General features: G+C 68.3%; 16 protein-coding genes and 4 pseudogenes. 13 read left to right on the top strand and 7 right to left on the bottom strand.

Going from position 1 to position 21,365, the window contains the following annotated elements; all coding sequences use genetic code 11:
* Positions 1 to 296: 296 nt before the first annotated feature.
* The 5 genes and pseudogenes from SMIR_RS39645 to SMIR_RS44015 form a co-directional block, all read left to right on the top strand.
* Positions 297 to 4,649 (top strand): LamG domain-containing protein, encoded by a 4,353-nt coding sequence (locus SMIR_RS39645; RefSeq protein WP_212728160.1) that lies wholly within the window; start codon positions 297 to 299, stop codon positions 4,647 to 4,649.
* Between the two features lie 100 nt (positions 4,650 to 4,749).
* The gene (locus SMIR_RS39640) at positions 4,750 to 5,115 is read left to right on the top strand and encodes a TIGR04141 family sporadically distributed protein (RefSeq protein ID WP_212728491.1); all 366 of its coding nucleotides are present in this window, start codon (positions 4,750 to 4,752) and stop codon (positions 5,113 to 5,115) included.
* 359 nt (positions 5,116 to 5,474) lie between these two features.
* Complete coding sequence (locus SMIR_RS39635) at positions 5,475 to 5,897, top strand: hypothetical protein (RefSeq protein ID WP_212728159.1); 423 nt, start codon at positions 5,475 to 5,477, stop codon at positions 5,895 to 5,897.
* Between the two features lie 470 nt (positions 5,898 to 6,367).
* Positions 6,368 to 6,718, top strand: coding sequence for an antibiotic biosynthesis monooxygenase family protein (locus tag SMIR_RS39630; protein ID WP_168488416.1), 351 nt, complete (start codon positions 6,368 to 6,370; stop codon positions 6,716 to 6,718).
* A 469-nt stretch (positions 6,719 to 7,187) separates the two neighbouring features.
* Positions 7,188 to 7,739: pseudogene (locus SMIR_RS44015) on the top strand (suppressor of fused domain protein); the annotation flags it as partial.
* A 69-nt stretch (positions 7,740 to 7,808) separates the two neighbouring features.
* On the opposite strand, the pseudogene SMIR_RS44010 reads toward SMIR_RS44015, so the two are convergent.
* Positions 7,809 to 8,042 (bottom strand): annotated as a pseudogene (locus tag SMIR_RS44010) (transposase); the annotation flags it as partial.
* A 196-nt stretch (positions 8,043 to 8,238) separates the two neighbouring features.
* Between SMIR_RS44010 and SMIR_RS44450 the strand changes: the two are divergent.
* From SMIR_RS44450 to SMIR_RS39615, 3 genes are all read left to right on the top strand, one after another.
* Entirely contained in the window at positions 8,239 to 8,364 is a 126-nt protein-coding gene (locus SMIR_RS44450) for a hypothetical protein (RefSeq protein WP_282190287.1), read from the top strand.
* A 75-nt stretch (positions 8,365 to 8,439) separates the two neighbouring features.
* A complete protein-coding gene (locus SMIR_RS39620; protein ID WP_168488423.1) occupies positions 8,440 to 8,973 on the top strand; it encodes an RNA polymerase sigma factor in 534 nt (177 codons plus the stop codon).
* Positions 8,970 to 9,425: a hypothetical protein gene (locus SMIR_RS39615; RefSeq protein ID WP_168488425.1), complete on the top strand. Its 456-nt coding sequence runs from the start codon at positions 8,970 to 8,972 to the stop codon at positions 9,423 to 9,425. Before SMIR_RS39620 ends, SMIR_RS39615 begins: the two co-directional genes overlap by 4 nt.
* 4 nt (positions 9,426 to 9,429) lie before the next feature.
* Here the strand turns inward: SMIR_RS39615 and SMIR_RS39610 are convergent, their stop codons facing one another.
* From SMIR_RS39610 to SMIR_RS39600, 3 genes are all read right to left on the bottom strand, one after another.
* Positions 9,430 to 10,311, bottom strand: coding sequence for an alpha/beta fold hydrolase (locus tag SMIR_RS39610; RefSeq protein ID WP_168488428.1), 882 nt, complete (start codon positions 10,309 to 10,311; stop codon positions 9,430 to 9,432).
* 609 nt (positions 10,312 to 10,920) lie between these two features.
* Positions 10,921 to 11,682 carry an SDR family NAD(P)-dependent oxidoreductase gene (locus tag SMIR_RS39605; protein WP_168488437.1) on the bottom strand — a complete coding sequence of 254 codons (762 nt, stop codon included), beginning with the start codon at positions 11,680 to 11,682 and terminating at the stop codon, positions 10,921 to 10,923.
* 37 nt (positions 11,683 to 11,719) lie between these two features.
* Positions 11,720 to 12,571 (bottom strand): SDR family oxidoreductase, encoded by an 852-nt coding sequence (locus SMIR_RS39600; protein WP_168488439.1) that lies wholly within the window; start codon positions 12,569 to 12,571, stop codon positions 11,720 to 11,722.
* Positions 12,572 to 12,689: 118 nt separating this feature from the next.
* Here SMIR_RS39600 and SMIR_RS39595 point away from each other — a divergent pair, with 118 nt between their 5' ends.
* From SMIR_RS39595 to SMIR_RS44005, 3 genes and pseudogenes are all read left to right on the top strand, one after another.
* Positions 12,690 to 13,661, top strand: coding sequence for a LysR family transcriptional regulator (locus SMIR_RS39595; RefSeq protein ID WP_168488441.1), 972 nt, complete (start codon positions 12,690 to 12,692; stop codon positions 13,659 to 13,661).
* 204 nt (positions 13,662 to 13,865) lie between these two features.
* Positions 13,866 to 14,330: pseudogene (locus SMIR_RS45085) on the top strand (ATP-dependent DNA ligase); the annotation flags it as partial.
* A 76-nt stretch (positions 14,331 to 14,406) separates the two neighbouring features.
* Positions 14,407 to 14,658, top strand: a complete 252-nt coding sequence (locus tag SMIR_RS44005) for a hypothetical protein (protein ID WP_249938575.1) — start codon at positions 14,407 to 14,409, stop codon at positions 14,656 to 14,658.
* Positions 14,659 to 15,013: 355 nt separating this feature from the next.
* Here SMIR_RS44005 and SMIR_RS45170 read toward each other — a convergent pair whose 3' ends face one another.
* Positions 15,014 to 15,988, bottom strand: a complete 975-nt coding sequence (locus SMIR_RS45170) for a hypothetical protein (RefSeq protein WP_527252129.1) — start codon at positions 15,986 to 15,988, stop codon at positions 15,014 to 15,016.
* An 871-nt stretch (positions 15,989 to 16,859) separates the two neighbouring features.
* On the opposite strand from SMIR_RS45170, the gene SMIR_RS39585 reads away from it, so the two are divergent.
* Together SMIR_RS39585 and SMIR_RS39580 are read left to right on the top strand one after the other, a co-directional pair.
* Positions 16,860 to 19,004, top strand: coding sequence for a SpoIIE family protein phosphatase (locus tag SMIR_RS39585; protein WP_248002734.1), 2,145 nt, complete (start codon positions 16,860 to 16,862; stop codon positions 19,002 to 19,004).
* 177 nt (positions 19,005 to 19,181) lie between these two features.
* The gene (locus SMIR_RS39580) at positions 19,182 to 19,418 is read left to right on the top strand and encodes a hypothetical protein (RefSeq protein ID WP_168488448.1); all 237 of its coding nucleotides are present in this window, start codon (positions 19,182 to 19,184) and stop codon (positions 19,416 to 19,418) included.
* A 452-nt stretch (positions 19,419 to 19,870) separates the two neighbouring features.
* Here the strand turns inward: SMIR_RS39580 and SMIR_RS44715 are convergent, their stop codons facing one another.
* Both SMIR_RS44715 and SMIR_RS44710 read right to left on the bottom strand, forming a co-directional pair.
* The gene (locus tag SMIR_RS44715; protein ID WP_212728490.1) at positions 19,871 to 20,434 is read right to left on the bottom strand and encodes an NADPH-dependent F420 reductase; all 564 of its coding nucleotides are present in this window, start codon (positions 20,432 to 20,434) and stop codon (positions 19,871 to 19,873) included.
* Positions 20,435 to 20,776: 342 nt separating this feature from the next.
* Positions 20,777 to 21,223: pseudogene (locus SMIR_RS44710) on the bottom strand (RICIN domain-containing protein); the annotation flags it as partial.
* Positions 21,224 to 21,365 lie beyond the last annotated feature (142 nt).

The following is a 21,365-nucleotide window of genomic DNA, read 5'->3' as shown; positions in this document are numbered from 1 at the left end:
CTTGCCGCTCAACGCGGTACCCCCACCCGACACAACCATCTTGACGATCAGTCAGTTACTGATCTTTAGGTCAATGATCAAGCCTGTGGTGACACTGTGCGCAATGCGTACGCAAAGCTTGTGTTTTATGTGTCCATGCCATGAAGGGACAAGATCCGCAGCATCTGACAATACGAGCGCCGGGCGCGACGCGCACTGCGATGGATGTCCCACAGATCGGAGGATCTGTGGTCCTGACCCGAGGAAGGCCATACGTGTTCCACTCTCGTGCCCGAAGTCGTGGTGTCCCCCGCACCGTGACGAGACGTCTGGCGCTGGTCTGCGCGCTCGCCACGGCAGCCGTCCTGGCCGCACCGACGCCACCCGCGTCCGCCGCTGGCCCGGCTCCCACCGACTCCATGGCCGCTGCACAGACCCAAGCCGCCGCGGACGGGCAGGCGGTGCCGATCGAGGCCCTGACCACCGAGACCTACAGTGTGACCGCCAATCCGGACGGCAGCTTCACCTCCACCACCAGCCTGATACCCGTGCGCGTGCGCAAGGACGGCGACTGGGTCCCGGTCGACGCCACCCTCCAGGCCAACCCGGACGGCACCTACTCGCCCCGGGCCACGCCTCACGGTGTCACCCTCTCCGGCGGCGGAGACGGCCCGCTGGTCACGCTGCACCACCAGGACAGGTCCAGCATGGTCCTGTCCATGCCCTTCACCCTCCCGGCACCGACCGTGGACGGCGACAGGGCCCTCTACCCCTCGGTGCTGCCGGGTGTGGACCTGTCGGTATCCGTCACCGACCAGGGCGGCTTCAGCGACGTCCTGGTCGTCCACGACGCAGCGGCGGCCGCCGACCCGCGGATCAGGAAGCTGACGCTGGCCGCCTCCACCGACGGCCTCACACTCTCCTCCACGTCGTGGGGCGGTATGCAGGCCACCACCGCCGACGGCACCCTGGACTACACCATTCCCCGGCCGCTGATGTGGGACTCCGGCAGCACGCCCGCGACTGCCCCAGCCTCCGAATCTCGTGCCACGGCCTTCGCGGACAACGGGTCCGTCACTTCGGCCGCCGCCGACCAAATCCCTTCCTCCGTGGACGGGCCCGGCACCAACGCACAGGTTCAACAGGTGCCGATGACCGCCGGCGACGACGGACTGACACTCAAGCCCGACGCCTCGGTTCTCACCAGCCCGGACACCACCTACCCGGTGTATATCGACCCCGCCGCCAATGTCGTCACCTCGACGGCCGGCAACTACGACGAGGTCTACTCCAACTCCTCCTGCTCAGACAGTCCCCAGTACGACAAGCCCCAGACCAACGGCGAGGGCGTCGGCTACCAGGGCTACGGCGGCCTCTGCGGCAACGGCATCGAGCGGTCGTACTACGCCATCAACACCAGCAAGCTCACCCCTGACATGGTGGTCTCCGAGGGCGACATCGCCATCAAGACCACCTACGCGGCCAGTTGGGACTGCTCCCACAACCAGCCGATCACCCTGCACACCACGGACGCCATCAGCAGCTCGACCGACTGGGACAGCCGGCCCAAGACCCGCGACCCGGACTATCCGCCGGTCACCACTCACGTCGCCAGCGGCGCCAACTCCAACAGCAGCTGCAGCAACCACACCGCCGCCTTCGACGTCACCAAACAGGCGCAGACCGTCGCCGACAGCGGCAGCAATGTGTGGACCATCGGGCTGTACGGCAACGAGTCCAGCTCCGCTCCCGACGACTATCTGCGGATGTCCACCACCTTCGCACTGACCGTCACCTTCGACATCCCGCCGGACGTCCCCACTGGGCTGCACACGACCCCGAAGGCCGCCGCAGCGGACGCCGCCTGCACCACCGACGGCGTGGGCTGGATCGGCGCCACCACCTACAGCGACGCCGGCAGCAACATCCACCTGGATGCCACCGTCACCTCCAACGTCCCCAGCGAGAACGTTGCTGGCGAGTTCCACGTGTGGGACCGCAGCAACCTCGACAGCGCCGGCAACGCCGCCGACATGTCCTCTCCCGCGAGCGGCTACCTGGCCCCGGGCAGCACGGCAGACGTCCCCATCGGCTTCACCCTCAAGGACGGGCACGAGTACGGCTGGGACGTCTACGCGAAGGACAACTTCAGTGCGCACCTGATGTCGGGCACAAGCGCGCACTGCTGGTTCGACACCGACTTCACCGCGCCGGACACCCCTGCCGTCGCCGACAACGCCTCCTTCCCCCGGGTCGGTCAGGGCACCCCGGACAAGACCGTCTACGCCGGACCTGGTGTCTCCACCGGCTTCACCGTGACCGCCAAGGACGTCGCCCCCGCCGATACCTGCAACCCCAATGCCTGCCTGTCGAGCGGCGTCGACCATTTCCTGTGGGCCCTGGACAGCGAGCCCACCGCCGACACTGGCACCTCGACCAAGGTCGCGAGCACCAGCGGAGGTGTCGCCACCACCAGCCTTCCCGTCCCCGTGACACGCTGGGGTGTCCACACCCTGTACGTGGCGGCAGTGGACAAGGCTGGCAACATCTCCGAGGCGCCTGCCAGTTATACCTTCACCGCCCCATGGAACCCCGGCACCAAGGTCGCCCCGGGCGACATCAGCGGCGACGGTGTCCCGGACCTGCTCGCCACCACCAGCACCGGCGACCTGGAGATGATCCCCGGCGACACCGATCCGGCACAGGCCTCCACGCCCGCGCAGAGCGGCCCGCTCACCGGGTCGGACCCGGTCCCCGCGGTCACGGGTCCGGTCATCGTCTCCACCGCCGCCGACGCGCCCACCGGCAGCTGGAAGGACTATCTGGTCGCGCACCGCGGCAACCTGCACGGCGCCGACGTGGACGACCTGTTCGCGTATAACACCAAGACCAGCAAGCTCTACGTCGTCAAGAACGACTGGGACCCCGCCGACGACAACTCCTTCCCGACCGTCAAGTACTCCAACTACGCGGGCTACACCGGCGGACGCAGGGTAGAGGTGCTCAAGGATGCCTGCGAGCCCGCCGACCACGTCGCCGACGACAGCCGCTGTCGCACCGCCGGGTACGACAGCCAGACCTGGTCCATCAGCCAACTAATCACCCCCGGCAACGTGTTCAGCAACCCCAACTTCCCGGCCGTGATCACCATGGAGAGCAAGCGCCTGTGGATCTACCAGGCCGACGGCGGGGAGCATCTGAAGAACCCCCTGCTGTTGGGTGACGGCGACTGGTCCGGCCTGGACCTGATCGCGCCCGGCACCGTCGGCGGCACCCCCACGCTGTGGGCCCGCGACGAGACCTCGGGCACTCTCTACACCTTCCCCCTCACCCTCGACGGCAACGGCCTGCCGCCGCTGCTGCACGCACCGGTCCGCACCGCGCTGACCTCCGCCGTCACGGTGTCCGGTGGGGGGACGCTCTGCCTTGACGACAGCAGGTCCGGCACTGCAAATCACAACAAGATCCAGATCTACACCTGCAACGGCACCCCCGCGCAGAAGTGGTCGTACCTCGCCGACAGCTCCCTGCGGGTGCTGGGCAGGTGTTTGGATGTCACCAGCGGCGGCGTCGACAACGGCACCCTCGTCCAGCTCTATACCTGCAACGGCAGCGCGGCACAGAAGTGGACCCCGGGCGCCAATGGCAGCCTTGTCAACCCGCAATCGGGTAAGTGCCTGGACAACCCCAGCGCCAGTACGACCAACGGCACGCAGGTCCAGATCTACACCTGCAACAACACCGCCGCGCAGAACTGGACCAGCAGTGCCGCCACCGGCTGGAACACCCACCTGGGCACTCCCTTGATGCCGGTCCTGTCTGCGGCCGACGACCCGCGTGTTGCGTCCCTCGGTGACGTCAACAGTGCCGAAGGCGGCCCGGACGGCAACCCCGATCTGTACGCAGTCGACAGTGGAGGCCAACTCACCGAGTACCCGGGGGCAGCGCCCACGAGCACCACCGCCGCCTTCGGCGCATCCGTCTCCCTGGGCACCGCCGTCAACAGCTCGGCACACTGGTGGAACCTCGACGAGGGCGCCGGCGTCACCGCCGCCGACCAGGCTGCCGGGCTCGACGCCTCAGTGACCGGCGCCTACTCCTGGGCCACCGACAGCACTCGCGGCAAAGTGCTCGGCCTCGGCGGCACCACGGGCTACGCGACGACGACCGGACCAGCGGTGAACACCTCCCAGAGCTTCACTGTCTCCGCCTGGGTGAAGCTCAACGCTCTCGGCGCCAACTCCACCTTCGTCTCACAGTCCGACGATCCCTCGGTCGGTGCGGCGAACGGCTTCCAGCTGTACTACTCTTCCGGCGCCCAGGTGTGGGCCTTCAACCGGCACAACGCTGATGACACCAGCGATTCCTTCACCGCCGCCTACGGCGCAAAGGCTGTCACCGGCAAGTGGACCCACCTCGTCGGCGTCTTCGACGCCGATGCGGGGAAGCTGAGCCTGTACGTCAACAGCAGCCTGTCCGCGACCAAGGACTACGCCGGGACGTCCTGGAACGCCACCGGCCCGGTCCAGATCGGCCGACGGCTGTACCAGAACAGCTATGCGGAGTACGCGAACGCGCAGATCAGCGATGTCCGCATCTGGAACACCGCTCTCCCGCCCGCCGACGCGGCGGCTCCGGGCGACAACCCTCGGGTCAGCGGACTCAGCTGACCTGTACGCCGCCAGTGGGCCCCGCTCCAGGATCCCTGGAGCGGGGCCCATGTGCAGCCTTACGAGACCGGCTGATCCGCGCATGTTGTGAGACGCCCGACTGTCCGTACACGCCCTCCCCGCGCGAGCGCAGGAGTGCCAGGCCACCCTGGCGGCACTGCTGTCTCCCTCGCCTTCCGTCACCCTTCCCGCCTGGGTCGCTGGCGAGTCCGGAAACGCCTACAACAACAGGGTGGCTGATGACCGCCCTGGCTGGCTCTGTCTCGACACCAAGAACGTCACCAATCCTCTCCTGCCCAGGGACCAGGTCGAGATCTGCGACCTGCTCGTGCTCGACGGCAGCCTGGTCCTCGTCAAGCGCGCGGGCATTTCCGGTCCGCTGAGTCACTTGTTCAGCCAGGCCAGGGTGGCGGTGGAACTGCTCCAGGAGTCCGCCCAGGTCCGTGCGGAGGTTAGACGTCATTGAAAATGCCTACGAGTGCGGCAGTTTGGGCAGCTTGGTGCCGACAGGATCGGTAAGCGTGCCTGCCGACGAAGAGGTGCAGATTTGGGGCGGCACCTTGCCGACGAAGGGCATGCGAGAGGCCCTCCCGGTATCTCTTGGGCGAGCGCCGGGAGGGCCGTGTAGCGCGCGGAGGCGCTGTGCTCACGGTAGAGGCTGACCCGGCGCGGGTCGATGTTCGGCTGGTGCAGGGCGAGTTGGTATGCCCGAGATGTGCGGGCGTCTTGCGGCCGTGGGGGTGGGCACGTTCGCGTGTACTGCGTGACGCCTCGGGTGTGCCGGTGGTGGTGCGTCCTCGGCGGGCGAGGTGTGTGGGCTGCGGCATGTCGCATGTGCTCCTTCCGGTGATTGCGCTGGTCAGGCGGGCGGATCTGGCCGAGGTGATCGGGTCGGCTCTGGCCGCGAAGGCAGCGGGGCCGGGAGCTCGGGTGATCGCTGAGCGGCTGGGCCGTCCGGTCGAGAGGGTTCGTGGGTGGCTGCGCAGGTTCGCTTCCTGGGCGGAGTGGGTCCGGCGGTTCTTTGCGGTGGTGCTGGTGGATGCCGGTGTTGACCCGGCTGTTCCGGGGCCGGCCCGCACGGTCTTCGCCGACGCGGTCAGCGCGGTCGTCGGAGCGTGGTGGTCGGTCGCGTCCCGGTGGCCGCGGGTCGGCGAGGTGTCGCCCTGGCTGGTGGCCTGCGCGGTCTCCGGCGGGATACTGCTGGCGCCGTCCTGGCCCTCGGAAACGATCAACACCAGTCGACTCTGACGCCACGCCGACACCGCCTGTCACCGTCACGCGTGTGTGTTCACGCTGCGTGAGAGGGCTGGTGCCAGATGCCAGGTCAGGAAGACCAGACACGGCTGGAGCGAGCTCAGGCGATCGGCCTGTTCCGCTACATGCTGATCAGAGAGGGCGGAGGCCCTTCCACATGCGGGGCGGTGCTCCTGCGGATTCACGGAATTTCACCTCCGCCCGTGTCGGCCGCGAGCCCGCGCCCCCTCAGGGTCCGGTGTCATCCCCACGTATGACACGGCTTCGCGCGGTCCCACCGAAGTCGCCCATCGGAACGGGAACTGCGGCTGACTTCACGGCCCGCTTACGCCGGGACGATGGAACGGTCCCCAGGAAGCAGTACCCCTACGGACAAGCGAGCGTCGTGAGCGTCGCCGGATCCAGTACGGCGGTGGCCGGCCTCGGTGCCGTGGGACTACCGATAGCGAGAGGAAGTACCGAAGATGGCCAAGCTGCAGAGCCTGGACCCGTTTACGCCGATGTTCGCGCAGTTCAAGGAGAAGACCGGGCCCATCGTCCTGGCCAACACCTTCTTCGTTCCGAAGGAGAGGACTGAAGCGTTCCTGCCCCTCTTTCGGAGGCAGGCGGAGTTCATGAAGGCTCAGCCGGGATTCGTCTCCCTGCAGATGCACAAGGGAACGGCGGGCAGTCAACTTCTGATGAACGTCGCGGTCTGGGAGTCGACCGAGGCTCTCGCCACGGCGTTCGGCAGCCCGGAGTTCCAGCGCATGGCTGCCGAGTTCCCCGACGACATCGTGTCGTACCCGCACATCTTCGAGCAGGTCGACGTATGACACACCGACTGTAGAGACGTGACCGTGCTCGGCAGCGACTCCGCCCTGCACGGCACCGTCCCCTTCCATGGTCGACGGGTTCCTCGCCCACGACGGCGAAGTCCGCCCGCTACCGTGAGGGGCGAGCCGATGGCGAGATGCCCTGGGGGCGGGGCCGCACCCCGAGAAGGTGTGCCGCGTCCGTGGATCTGCACGAGTACCTCGGCCTGCCCACCGACGAGCCCTCGATCAACGTCACCCGCTCACGCCTGGGACGACCCGTCCACCAAGGCCCCCTCGAACAACCAGCACGCGGAATATCGGAAACGGACTTAACGCCCTCTGAGAGGCGCACGGTTCACTCGGCGAGAGGTCCGGAGAAACGGACCGGGAGTAATCCCGGCACCGCGCTCCGGGCCTACTCAGCGATCGGGCGGTGCTCTGGGCCCCCGTCCTCGCAGCTGCCGGTGGTGTTCGGCATCATGAGCAGATGTCGAACACCGCAGCCCGCTCCGCTCTTCTCGATCACCTTCGCAAGACGCTGCCGGGTCGCGTCATCGACGAGGTCCCGGGAGTCGATGGGCCCATCGAGGATCGCGTGCCCGGATTTCGGGTGTTCCGGGTTCATCCCGCTCATCCTGGCGATTGGTGGCTGTATGTGACGTCAGGTTGCTGGGAGGCAGCTCAGCATGACGGTCACGGGGTGGAGTTCTTCCTCGCGGCGCCGCGCGACGAGTGGCTCAACCTGGAGAGCCTCACCATGAACGCGTACTACCACTGCGGGCCGGCCCACCAACGACTCGCTGTCGGGCACACCGTTCCGATCGGCAGACCATGGCTCGACGACTCGGAATGCGATCACTACTTGGTGAGCCTGCCCTATCCCTTCGGTGCGGAGTTCGAGATCTGCAAGTGGAACGGAGGAGCCCGCGCCCAGATCCTGTGGCTGCTGCCGATCACCACAGCCGAGAAGGACTTCCGCCGGGAGAACGGTCTAGAGGAACTTGAGGCTCGATTCGAGGAGCACGCGATCGACCCGGCTGATCCGAAGCGAGCCTCCGTGGCCTGCGCGGCCGTAGCCGGCGACGACACAGAGGGCGACGCGGCCTGCTCAGGTCATCAGAAGGATCCGTTTGCGGAGCAGATCAAGGTTGGCGCGACCATAACCCTGCCGCTTGATCAGCTTGATTCGCGTGACCTGTCCCTCGACCTGGCCAGAGCTCCAGTGCGTGGACAGACCGGCGGTGACCGCGTCCAGGTCCCTCTTCATGCCGTTGACCAGGGAATGCAGGGCGGGCAGGTCGTCTGCGAGGAAGCGGTCCATCCATGCGGGCAGTTCCTCACCTCGCAGATGTAGATGAACAGAGCGCGCTGCACCTTGGGCGGGAGAATCCCGGCGTTGGCGGAGGCGAAGTCACGGGTGGCTTCCTCGAAGCCGGTTACCAGGTCGTCGGGTACGTCGCCGACGGCACCGTCGTCCGCGTACGGTCCGTCGATCCCGACCTGTCCAAGTCGCCGAGGACGACCTCGGCTACGCCGACGTGCCCGTCATCCGCAAGCTCCTGGACGACCTCCAGATCGCCGAGCAACTCCCCACCCTCGGCCTCCGCAACGGCGACAAGCGACCCCACGTCCGCGGCAAGCTCCGCGAGCACCTCGTCCTGTAGCCGGCAGGCAGTAAACGAGCGAGAGACTCGCCCTGCGCCGCCCCATCCGAGGCGCTACATATACGGTGTGCGGCGATGGATGACGACGTGCGGCCCTGGGACGCAGCGGCGCCGCTCGTACGGGCCGCGCGGTGTGGCGACGCCCTCGCCATGGACGACCTGCTGAAACTGGTGACGCCGTACGTCACCCGGCTGTGCGCCCCGATTGCCCCGGCCGACACCGCGGACGCCGTGCAGGAATCCCTTCTCGCGGTGTTCCGGGGGCTGCGCGGACTGCGGGATCCGCAGGCGTTCTATGGGTGGGTGCGTGCGGTCACTGTGCGGGAGGCTGTCCGGGTGGCGCGGCGCACCGAAGGCGAGACGCCCGCCGACCCCGAGGAGATTGCCCGGCTGCGGGACCTGCTGCCTGGCGTCGGCAATGAACTGACTACAGAAGTTCGGGACTTGCTCGACCGACTGCCCGTCCAGCACCGCACCGTACTGGTACTGCGGGAACTGGAAGGGCTGGACGAGCGGACGATGGCCGAGCTGCTCGGCGTACCCGAGGGCACCGTGAAGTCACGGCTGAACAGGGCCCGTTCCTCCTTCCGGAAGGCGTGGACACGGTGAACGCACCCGATACGGTCGCCCGGCTGCGCGTACTGGCTGCTGGACTGCGCGCCCCCCTGTACGCCGAGGCACGGATCGCTCTGCCCTTCGACCAGGTATGGGCGGTCATCGCCGACCTGGAGGGCGAGCTGCCCTATCTGATCTCCTTTGTCCGGGAGTTCAAAGTCCCGCCCGGCGACAGCGAGCGCAAAGCGGCGCAGGCCGTTGACGTACTTGGCCTGCGCGGGCCGTTCGATGTACGGCTGAGCCCCGGGTGGTGCCTGATGCAATCCCGGCTGGTGACGATGGGAATGGCCGCCACGCCGGACGGCACCGGGACGCGGCTCGCCGTCTGCGGCGCGGCGCGCCCGGCCGTCCTTGGCCCCGTGCAGCGCGTGTACCGCCGCCTGCTCGGGGAGCGCCGCACTCATGCCTTCTTCCGCGAGGTGGAGCGCCGCGCCGCCCTGCGTTGACCCCTCAGCTGGCCTCGGCGATGAGTTTCCGCAGGGCCTCGGCCACCAACTCCGGCCGCTCCTCGTGCAGATGGTGCCCCGCACCCGGCACCACCCGTACGGTCAAATCGTCCGCGTTAGGATCGCCGCCGCGCAGCAGGGCAGGCGGGATCACCGGGTCGTGCTCGCCGCCCAGGACCAGCGTCGGGACGGCCAGCCGCCGTCGTCGGTGGGTGCCCCGGAAGCCCGCGGGGATGTCCCGCACGACGTACTGCCAGAACATCGCCTGCCCGGCATGGGCCGAGCCCTGTGCCGCCTCGGTGAACTCCGCGAGATCCGCGTCCCGCCACGCCGCCGGGTCGGCGACCGCGCGTCGCAGCAGATAGCGGGTGAAGGCCGGCCAGTGCCGCAGGACCAGCCGTCCGAGCACCGGGTACTCGATGAAGGCGGTGAACCACATCCGCCACAGATTCGGCAGGACGTCGCGGTGGCGCGTCCACGGGTGCGCCATGTTCAGCGCCAGGAAGGCACGGAACCGCTCCGGGGCCCGCTGGCAAAGCCGGAAGCCCACCCCGGCACCCCAGTTGTGCCCGACCAGGGTCACCCGGTCGAGGCCGAGCGCGTCCAGCAGCGCGAGTATGTCGTCACCGAGCCCGTCCGTGTCGTAACCGCGCTTGGTCTGCTCCGACCAGCCGAAGCCGCGCAGATCGACGCAGATCAGCCGGTGGCCGTCGGCGAGCAGCGGGACGAGCGCGCGCCACGCGTACCAGTGCTGCGGGAAACCGTGCAGCAGCACGACGGGCTCGCCGCTGCCGGACTCGGCGATGTGCAACTGGGCCCCGCGGACCGTCACCCACCGGTGCTCGGCCCCTTCCAGCGGGGGCATGGGGCGGTCGCTGTTGGTCATGAGGGGATCCTTTCGCCAGATACGAGAAGTCGCGTTCACCCCGCCAGGAGGCGCACGATCCGGCGAAGGTTCCCTCGTGTTTGTGTGTACGTACGTCCAGATCTCGACCAGGCGATTTCCGTCGTCTACCGCTGCCTCAGCCAATCCGTCCACGTGTCGGATAGCGGTGAAGGTTCCACGCCAAATAGCTCTGAAGGTCACATCATCGGGTCGCCCTGACACGGCGGACCACTGGCAGGATTCTTAACAGCTCTGCGGGCAGGGGCAGTTGAGGTTCTCGGCCTCATCCGTAAACCCGTTGCTCCTGTGTCGGGGCAGGCGCTAGAGTCCGATGTGTTGCGTGATGTTCACAGCAACCGTACAAAGAGCGCGGCCGGCCTTCGGATATCCGGGGCAGCGGGGCCGCGCCATTCCCGTGGGGCGAATCCAGCAGTGAGAACACGCTCTTTGGTGTCGGCGGCCGTGTCCGCCGCACTGGGCGCCGCGCTCCTCGCCGCGCCGGCGCTGGCGTACGGGGCCGACGGTGGCACGTCCGGTCAGGAAGGGCGACACCACGCGAACCAAGTTCGCCAGTGAAGCGGGAAGCGCCCAAGGAGCCAGTACGGAAAGTCACGGCTTCGTGGCGGGAACGGGCCCGAGGAGGTAGCCGCCGTCGGCGACGAACTCCGCGCCGGTCGAGTAGCCGACGTCGTCCGACGCGACGAACAGCACAAGGCTGCTGATCTCGTCGACGTCCGCCAGGCGAGGGATGGGCTGGTCGTCGATGCTGACGATGAGCTCGCCGGTGGCGGGGTCGTAGGCCAGGGGTGTCTCGATGATGCCGGGGTGCACGCCGTTGACGCGGATGTTCTCCCGGCCGAGTTCCTTCGCGCTGATCCTGGTCAGTCCGCGGATGCCCCACTTGCTGGTGCCGTAGGCGGCCAGTCCCGCGGCAGTGCCGATGCCGGCGGTGGAGTTGATGTTGACGATGGAGCCGCCGCCGCGTCGGCGCATCGACGGCACGGCCGCCCGCGTGCCCAGGAAGGTGCCGACGAGGTTGGTGTCGATCACCTCCCGGAACTCGTCCGGGGTCAGTGACATGGTGGTGCCGACGATGGCCCTGGCTGCGTTGTTGACGAGCACGGAGACCGGGCCGAAAGCGGCTTCTGCGGTGGCGACGGCAGCGGTCCAGTCTTGTTCGCTGGTGACGTCGAGCTGGGCGAATACCGCGCGGTCGGCGCCGAGCTCGTCCAGGAGGCCGGCGACCTGCTCGTGATGGCGGGCGCCGACCACCACGCGGGCGTCCTCGGCGGCAAACCGGCGGACCATGCTGGCGCCCAGGGCGCCGGCGGCGCCGGTGACGATGACGGTCTTGTCGGTGAAGCGTGGCATGGCAGAGGTCCTTTTGCGGTGAGTCGATGGTGGGGCGTCACGTTCGGGGCGGTGTGAAGCCGTCCCGGTCGGTGGAGAAGGCGACCTCGCGCTGGGCCTGGGCGCTTTCCAGCCGGGCGGTGAGGGCGTCGTGGACCAGGTGGTAGGCGTCGGAGCCGAGGAGCTGGCGCCGTGGCGGCTCCTTGAGGTCGCCGATGCGGATCATGGCTTCGGCGACTTTGCGCGGGTCACCGGGCATGGCCTCCAGGGGCACGCTGCTCTTGCCGTGGGTGAAATCCGCGGCTTGGGTGCCGGCGTAGGCGGGCAGCTGTGAGGGGGTGCTGTCCGCTGCGCCGTAGAAATCGGTGGCGACCATGCCCGGTTCGATCAGCGTGGTGTGGATGCCGAACGGTTCGGTCTCCAGCGCGTAGGCCTCGAAGAAGCCCTCGATGCCCCACTTGCTGGTGTGGTAGAGCGACATCGCGGGGAAGGCGATATGGCCGCCCATGCTGGAGGTCTGCAGGAAGTTGCCACCGCCCTGCGCGCGCAGGTACGGCGTCACCGCGCGCGCGAGCTGGATGGGGGCGATCACGTTGGTGTCGATCTGGCGCTCGATCTGCTCGTCGGTCAGCTCCTCGGCCAGGCCGATGAGACCGTAGCCGGCGTTGGAGACGACCACGTCGATGCGTCCGAGATCGGCGAACGCCGTGTCCACGACCTTCCGCATGCGTGCGGTGTCGGTGACGTCCAGCTCCGCGCGCCACAGCCGGTCGCCGTGTCGCGCGGCCAGGTCGTCGAGTCGGGCGGGGTTGCGCAAGGTGGCGGCGACGCGGTCGCCGCGTTCCAGCAGCAGCTCGGTCATCTGGCGGCCGAAGCCGCTGGAGGTTCCGGTGATGAACCAGGTCCTCATGTCGGTACTCCTTGGGTCGGACGGTCGGTTCCTGTCCTCCATGAGAGCGCGGTGCCCGCGACACGATCAACGACGAACGCCCGCATGTTCGACAGGCTGAACCTGTCAATATGGGGGTGTGGAGCTTCGCCAGCTGGAATACGCCGTCGCCGTCGCCGAGGAACTGCACTTCGGCCGGGCCGCGGCGCGGATGCACGTCACTCAGCAGTCGGTCAGTGAGCAGATCCGTCGTCTGGAGCGTGAGCTCGGCGCCCCCCTGTTCACCCGTACCAGCCGACGCGTGACCGTCACCGCGGTGGGCGAGGCGTTCCTGCCCGAGGCGCGCAGCGCGATCGCCGCTGTCCGCCACGCCCTCGACGTCGGCCGCCGCGTCGCCACCGGCACGGTCGACGAACTTCGTCTGGGCTACGCGGAGGATCTTGGTCCGCTGCTGTTCCAACTCACGGTGCCCGCGCTGCACGCCCGTTTCCCCGACGTCCGCCTGGCCCCGCGACCGATGACCACTGTCGCCCAGCTGTCCGAGCTCAGCGACCGCCGCCTCGACCTCGGCTTCTGCTGGACCGCCGAGCACCCGCCGCCCGACCTGGCCTCGCTCCTGGTTGTCCGTGAACCGCTCGTGGTCGCGCTGGCCGCCGATCATCCCCTCGCCGCCCATCAAGCGATCGACCCCGCCCAGCTGTCCCACCAGCCCCTTGTCATCGTCGAGCGCAAGGTCAACCCATGGCTGCACGATCATTTCGTCAGCCAGCTCGAAGCCCGAGACGCCACGGTGACCATCCACCGCGAGATCTCCAGCCTCGACCGGCTCCTCCCCTTGGTGCTCACCGGCTCGGCCATCGGACTCACCATCACCAGTGCAGCCGCAGCCAGGCCTTTCGCCGGAGTCGTCTATCGCCCCTTCACCGACCCGAGCCCCTACGCCGGCCACAGCATCGTCTGGCACCGCGACACCACCGATCCCGCCGTCGCCGCGCTCATCGACATCGTCCGCGAACTGCGCGATACAGGAGCCTTCCTCCCACCCGAAGTCCCGCACGAACCCGACGAGCCACACCGCGGCACCGCCACCGACGACACAAGGCCAGACTGACCAACATGGTCACCTGGGGAATTCCGTGACCGCACGATGTCAGGCGGCCTGCCAGCGGGACTCAGGAGGAGCATCGTGCCGAACTCCCGCATGAGTGGGGTCTCTTCACGCGGCCACGCGAGCTCCCGGCGGGTGAAGTGACCCGCCAGCCTGTGATCGACATGGCGCGGGACGATAGCCCGTGGACAGCTCAATAGCGCATAAGTGAAACTCGACGGCCACAGAATGATCATGTGGGGTACCGACGACGGAGTCCGCCTGCAGGCCCGCTCCGGACGCGACGTCACCGCCGCATGGGGCGACCTCGCCCTCGCCGGCCACCACCTCCCGGCCGGGACCGTCCTCGACGGCGAGGCCGTCATCACCACCGAGGACGGCCGGATCAGCTTCGAGGCCGCACAGGCCCGAGCCGCCTCCTCCCCCATCCGCGCCCGCCGCCTGGCCGCCCAGCGTCCCGCGCACTACATCGCCTTCGACGCCCTGCAACTGCCGTCCGGCGATGCCCGGCCGCGCCCGTACAGCAAGCGCCGCGCAGCCCTCCTCAAGCTCCTGGCACAACTGCCCGCGAACACCCCGATCCAGGCCGTCTCCGCCACCACCGACCGCGACACCGCACTCACCTGGTACAACACCCTCCACACCGGCGTCGAAGGCATCGTCGCCAAACGCACCACCTCCCTCCACCGGGCCCGGCCGCACCGGGGCGTGGTTGAAGATCCACCACGCGGACACGATCGAAGCGACCGTGGCAGGGTTCACCGGCACCGCACGCCAGCCGCGGGCACTCGCCGTACGGCTTCCCAACGGACGCGACGCGCTGTCCCAGCGCCTGACCACGGCCCTGGCCACCCTGATCGCCCCGCGTCTGGTCCCCCAGTCCGGGCGCGCGTACACGCAGGGCGGCAACGCCTACACACCCGTAAGCGGTCAGGTCGTTGTGGAGGCCCGGGCAGGCACCACCCGGCATGCGGTGGTCACCGTGGTCCGCCTACGCTGACCCGACCACAGGCTTCTGCTCGACTGCGCCTAGGGGGCTGCCACGTGTGTCTCCCACAGCAGGTGTCACGCGAGCGGCCTGCGGCGCGAGGCCCCGCCGACGCGCCGCTACCTGCAGGCCGCCCGGATCCGCCGAGGCGGCGCACCGTGTCCCCGCCCCTCCCTTCTTCTCCTACTTGCGTGTGTGAGGTGGGTGCAGGGGGTTGCTGAGGGGGATGTCAGGCCCCCGACCACGGAAGAATCGTGGGATGACCAGCGGTGATGCGAGCGGTGAATTCCGGTGAGGGCAGCCGAAGTCGAAAGAGCTGTAGCAAGAGATGGCGCATCCGATGGTGCAGGAGACGTGTGCCGGCTCATCAGCAAGCAGACGTCGCTTCGTCGGGCACAGACGGGTGGCTGCGACCGGCCGGGAGTTGGGTGGCGCCAAGGCGGCTCACGCCTTGGCCCGAGCGAAGGTCGCCAAAGCGGAGGAGCCCGTAGGTCCTTGCGTTCAAGCGCCTGGAATGGCCCACCACACCGCCCACTACTGCATCTGTCTGGTCGCCCTCTCGAATCAGGTGATCCCCGTGCATGCGACAGCAGCCGGGTCGGTCCTGACGTCCTTGTATGGGAGGCGAGTTGAGCTTCGTCCGCTGAGCAGCGCCGTGGGTAGGAGCTGTGCACTGCGCGCGGACCAATACCGTGAGTCGGGTGCCTTCGGGCACGTCGGCTCCGGCCTGGGGTTCCTGGGATACGGCGATGTCGTAGGCGTGGCGTTGTTTTCTGCTGCCCTCTCCGCGGCGAGTTCTGCCTGCCGAGGCGAGGGCAGGGCAGGGTGGGAACCAGTCGCACGGGGACCAGGTTTGACTCACCGCTCGGCCGTCTTCGGGGCGGGTCGCGAGATCCGCCCGCTCCTGGCGGCGTGCGGGTTCGCCGCTTCCGGCCGTCCGGGCCTGCGGCTGCGCAACCGGAAGGATCTGTCCGGCGTCGCGGAGGCAGTCGCCCTGCGCAGGCTCGGCCGTTCGCCGTCCCGGGGCGGCCTCGGCGCCTCGTTGCTTCTCCCCAGATCCACCAATGCGGTCACCGTATCGACGTGCCATTCGGATGCCGTGACCGCACCCCGAGTTCGGCGAGGTGAGGCCGATCTCGGCGAGAGTGATGGGGCGTTTGAGCCGATGGGACAACGTCTCGCCCAAGATATGGGGCGCCCTGCCGGAGGGTTCCGTTCCCGGGATCCACATCGCGATGTGCGAGCGGCTGGTGCCGAGCAGCTCGTCGGCGCCGACCTCGGCCGCAACGCGCACGAAGGCAGCGGCGACTTTCGGCTGCGCCCAGCGGGTTTCCGCGATCACAGCGGCCAGTTTCTCGTTCCGCTCGCCCTCATCGTGCGTCCCTGTTCACAAGCCGGTCTTTGACGGGTTTGACGGCGTCGCCGACCGGTCGGGGATACCAACCCACCGTGATTCACGGTTCGCTCAAGGTCAACGAAACCATGAACGTCTGACCACGGCTGGGACAGGCCTTGGGCGCCTGAGAAGCCTGCCGCACGCGGCTTGTGCCGTACCCACCGACGGACCGTCGCTTTTCGTCCGGGGTGGGCGAAGGATGTGCGGCAGGGGGTGGTGCGCCGGGCCGGAGCGGGGCATGTTCCTGCGGATCCTGGCGGGCCCTCTGGGCATGGTGCCGTAGTGGGTGTGCTCATTCCGTCCCAGACGGAGGAGTGCTGCTGTCGTGGCACTCGTGTGCGGTGAGGGACTGGCAGGCCTGGCACAGTTCGTGCCGCCCCTGGAAAGTGATCACGCTTCCCCAGCCGTAACACAGCTCGCAGCCAGCGGCCAACGCGGTGTTGGCGCGGGGGTTGGAATCGAGAGCGACCATCGCTCCGTAGGTCATGAGTTCTCCTGGCGCCGAGACCGTGCCGGTGGTGCACACCTTTGCTACACAATGCCCATTCTATACCGTTTCGTGACTGATTATGCCCGATTATGCAGATTTTATGATCGTTTTGCCTGTAGGTAGTGCCAGCCGGGCTCGCCTACGGCCAGGGATTCGACCCCTGAAGTGGTGCTGCGGCGTAGCCAACCGACCCGTCCCTGCCGACGGGTTCGAAGCTGGGGCCATGGACGGGCGGCAGGGTAGTGTTTAGGAGTGTTTGCATGATTTGCGGACCATCCGTCACCGCTTGTACAGGCCCGCGAGCTATAAGAGTGAATAGGAGACGAGTTGGCACCTGGGGCAGCCAAAGCCGGGAGTCACCCTCAGCCGTCAGGGCTGAGCTTTCCTGCCGCCTCGTACAAAACGCTGCGGGGCGCGGAGACACTGACGCTGGCCCTCAAGGCCACCGAGTGCCTGGATCGCCGGGGCGCGTTCCTGCACTGGTGGGACCCTGCTGCTCGCCGGCTGCGCCTGATTGCGGCCAGCGGGTTGGCCGCAGAGAGCGCCGAGGCGTGGGCGGATCTGTCCGATGAGCAGGACGTGGCGCCCATACGCGCCATGCGGCGCGGTCACTACGCCTGGGTGGCCGGGGACAGCCTGGGTATGGGGGCGGCAGGCACGGCAGCAGTACCCCTCCCCGGCGCCGACGGGCCGGTTGGTGTGCTGTCCGTGATCACGGCAGGGCCCGGCGAGCCGGAAGAGGCACAGCGATCCTTTCTGCGGTCGGTGGCGGGATGGGCCGCTGCGCGCCTGGAGGACTTGCCCAGCACGCCACCCGTCCGTCGTTCGGTGGCCGGCTCTGAGCGGACTGTCCAGATGGGCAAGCTGACCTCGGCGCTCGCCGAGGCCGTCACCTCCCGGGAGGTCGTGCAGGCCGTCGCGGCGCACGTCCTGCCCCCATTCGGCGCCGACGGGCTCATAGTCTGGGTGTTCGAAAGCGGCCGACAGCATGTGGTCGACTCCGCCGGATACACACAGGAATTCCTCAGCCTGCTTGACGGGCTCGCGGTCACCGACTACCCCGTGGCCGCCGACGTGTTCGGGACGTGCGCTCCCCGGTTCATCGAATCGGCCGCAGAGTACCGCCGACGCTATCCAACACTGAAACCCATACCGGCCGCGTCCCAGAAGAACGCGTGGGCGTTCCTGCCCATGATCGCCTCCGGGAACGCCATCGGCATGTGTTTGGTGTCCTTCACCCGGCAGCGCTCCTTCACCGACGAGGAGCGCACGCTGCTGACCGCCTTGAGCGGTCTGGTCGGCCAGTCGCTGGCGCGGGCCCGCTTGTACGACGTGGAACACGCCCGGGCACAGGAGCTGCAGCGTGGCTTGCTGCCCCGGACACTGCCCCGCTTGCCTGCCGCCTGCGCTGCCGCACGCTACCTGCCTGCGGGCCTGGGCGAGCAAGTCGGTGGCGACTGGTACGACGTGATCCCGCTGTCCGCCGACAGGGTCGCCATGGTGATCGGCGACGTCATGGGACACGGCACCCCCGAAGCGGCCACCATGGGCCAGCTGCGCACCGCGGTGCGCACCCTCGCCGACCTGGACATACCCCCTGCCGAGCTGCTCAGCCGTCTCAACGACCTGGTCAGCGACCTGAGCGAGGACTGCTACGCCACCTGCCTGTACGCCGTCTTCGACCCGATCACCCGGATGTGCTCGTTCTCTCTGGCCGGTCATCCCCCACCGGTCGTCGTCCATCCCGACGGCACTGTCCACAGGCCCGCCCCGACCGCCGATCCGCCACTGGGAGCCGCCGAGCCACCGTTCGAAACGCACCAGATACTCCTGCCCGAGGAGAGTCTGCTGGTCCTGTACACCGACGGACTCGTCGAATCCGCCACCCGCTTCATCGACCAAGGACTGGCCCGACTGCAACAGGTCCTCGCCCAGCACGCGGTGCCCACCTTCACGGCATCCGACGAGGACGACGACGTCCGGCGCCTGACCGACCTGTGCGACACGGTGGTCTCGGCCCTGCTGCCCGACCACGCCCGGACGAACGACGACGCAGCGCTGCTGATCGCCCACACGCGGGCCATCCACGCCGGTGACGTCGCCTCCTGGATCCTCCCGGAGGATCCCCGCGCGGCCAAACAGGCCCGCGAACACGTCCGAAACCAACTGGCCGCCTGGGAACTGGACGAGCTAGCGATCACCACCGAGCTGCTCGTCAGCGAACTGGTCGGCAACGTGATCCGGCACGCCAAGGGCCCCATCCGCCTGCGCCTGCTACGCAGCCGCTCGCTGACCTGTGAGGTCTACGACGGCAGCCTCAGCACCCCCCGCATCCGCCACGCCGCCCACACCGACGAGGGCGGCCGCGGCCTGCAACTCGTCGCCGCCCTCTCCAAACGCTGGGGCGCCCGCTACCACCACGACGGCAAATGCATCTGGACCGAACAAGACATCCCGCACCGCGCCGCATGACGGAACTCGAACACAAAGTCCAGACCGGATGCAGCGGCGACCCTCGCCGAATCGCTCCCGTGGCTGGAGCCCATCCGCTCACTCGGCGTCCCGGTCGCCTTCGCCGCCCAGGACAGCAGCGAGGACGGCCTCATCCCCCTGGGACGCGATCGACGTGCTGTTCCTCGGGGCTCCACCGTGTGGAAGACCTCACCGACCGCCCACCGCCTGGCCCAGCAGGCCCCCGAACGCGGACTCGCCGTCCACATGGGCCGGGTCAACTCCCGCCGCCGGCTCCGCATCGCGCAGGCCTTCGGCTGCACCACCTGCGACGGCACCTGCCTCGCCTTCGGACCCGACACCAACCTCCCCCGCCTCCTGGCCTGGATGAACGAACTCCACACCACACCCGCCCTGTTCGGAGACCAGACATGACCACCCGGCTACGCCACATCGGCGTATCCCTCATGGGCATCCTCGAACCAGTCCCCGGTAGGCGGCGAAGTCGCGTGAGCGGGGCAGGCAGGTGTCCCGGATCGGGACGCGTGAGCTGATCTACATCAATCCCAAGGGCACAGCCATGCGGCGCGTGATCCGCCCGGAGAACTATCGGTGCTCGCAGTTGGTCGTCCAGCTGGCGCACGCCACCGGGCTACGGCCTTGACGAACAGCCAGACCCAAACGCGCGTGACCAGGCTGCTCGCCGAGTTCACCGACGGCTGCCCGGCGGCCCGGGGGCTGGAGGCGGCCGAAGCACGGCTGGACGGAGCGGTCATCGACCTGACGGAGTGATCTTCGCCTTCGAGAAGGACGTGCAGGACGGCTACCCCGCCGACTCGCCACGGCCCCACTTGGCGAGTCCTTTCGGTGATCCGTCAACCGTTAACTCAGACGGGAAGTTCGGTGATGCTGAGGGCGAAGTCCAAGTTACCCACCCCATGGTTGGCGAGGCCCACCGTGACCACGCCCGCTCCTTCCAGCCAGTGCGCCATTCTCAGGCCGCCGACGTCCAGCGGGCGCAGCCCGAGGCTCTCGATGAACGCCTCCACACTTGCCTTGGCCTGCGCATTATCGCCAGCGATGAAGACGTCGGGCCGACCCTTCTCCAGGACAGGGCGGAAGACGGTGTTGAACGCCTTCACCACGCTGGCGCTTGCCGGGGCCGCCTTGGCAACTTCCTGCGCGATCGAGGTCTCCTCGCGGTGGGCTAGCCCGTCGAACGTGGAGTTGAAGGGATTGCTGATGTCGACGATGACCTTGCCCGCGAGAGCGTCTCCGTACTGGGCGACGACCGGCACGACGCCGTCGTACAGCAGGGCCACGATGACGATGTCCCCGGCCGGGGCGGTGCCCCATTCTCCCGTCGTGGCGCCGCCGCCGAGAGCCTTGGCCAGGTCAGCGGCCTTGGACTGATCGCGGCCCATGACCTCGACGGTGTTGCCGCCCGCTATCGCCCGCGCGCCGCCGGGCGCCGTGGTGCCGCCGGACCAGCAGCCCCACCAGCTCTTCGACGCATCCTGGCAACGCGACGCCGTGTAGTAGTCCGACGAGGGCGCGGGCTGGCTGTGCACATAGGCGTATCGCACGTCGAACGGCGCGGCGTTCGACGATTCGTCATTCATCAAGCCGCCGATGAGCACCTTGTCACTGCCCATGAAACGGCCCGTCGAGCTGCCGCCGACGGCAGCGGGAGACGACGCCGGCGACGGGCGCGTGCCACTCGGCGCCTGGTTGCTGGAACCACCGTCGACGCTCCCGGCCGGGACGAGCTGCCACTGCTGATTGGCGCCGCCCCAGTGGCGGTACTGGACGACCGAGCCCCCGTCGGCCTTGGAGGCCTTGTTGACCTCGACGGCCATGCCGCTGAAGCGATTGATCAAACGCACGTAGCCGTCCGACGACTCCGCCAGCTTGAACTGCTGGATGGCGCCGTTCACATCGCTCCACTGCACGAGGGGGGAGCCGGCGGTCTTCGACCACTTGTTGTCGTCCAGCACCTTGCCGGAGTTCCGGTTCTGCAGCCGGTAGTAGCCGTCACCCGCGTCGATGAACCGCCACTGCTGGTTGGCCCCGCCGTGACGGCCCCACTGCACCACCGCCGCGCCGTTGTTCGTGGCGAAGCCGTTGCCGTCCAGCACCTTGCCGCTGTTGCGGTTGACCAGCACGTACCACGACTTCGAATCCACGATTCCCGCCGAGACCGTGTTGACCACAACGGCGGAGCCGGCCACGACAGCCATGACCATGGCCGCCCAGACACTCCGACGCGCGAGCAGCCGGCGGGCACGGTGCATTACTATGCGTTGTCCCGTGTCGGCTGAGCGGGACGACCGGCGACGTCCGCGGGCGTGGCCGCGCGGCGCGGCCTCCGCCGACGCGGTA

The sequence above is a fragment of the Streptomyces mirabilis genome, from assembly GCF_018310535.1.
Taxonomy (GTDB): domain Bacteria; phylum Actinomycetota; class Actinomycetes; order Streptomycetales; family Streptomycetaceae; genus Streptomyces.
Note: the sequence above shows the minus strand (reverse complement) of the source record. Positions and strands in the feature narration are given on the sequence as shown.

Bases quoted from the DNA above. Each gene is read 5' to 3' on its own strand.
- SMIR_RS39635 (WP_212728159.1), top strand. From the start codon at position 5,475: ATGTCGCATGTGCTCCTTCCGGTGATTGCGCTGGTCAGGCGGGCGGAT.
- SMIR_RS39630 (WP_168488416.1), top strand. From the start codon at position 6,368: ATGGCCAAGCTGCAGAGCCTGGACCCGTTTACGCCGATGTTCGCGCAG.
- SMIR_RS39620 (WP_168488423.1), top strand. From the start codon at position 8,440: ATGGATGACGACGTGCGGCCCTGGGACGCAGCGGCGCCGCTCGTACGG.
- SMIR_RS39610 (WP_168488428.1), bottom strand. From the start codon at position 10,311: ATGACCAACAGCGACCGCCCCATGCCCCCGCTGGAAGGGGCCGAGCAC.
- SMIR_RS39605 (WP_168488437.1), bottom strand. From the start codon at position 11,682: ATGCCACGCTTCACCGACAAGACCGTCATCGTCACCGGCGCCGCCGGC.
- SMIR_RS39600 (WP_168488439.1), bottom strand. From the start codon at position 12,571: ATGAGGACCTGGTTCATCACCGGAACCTCCAGCGGCTTCGGCCGCCAG.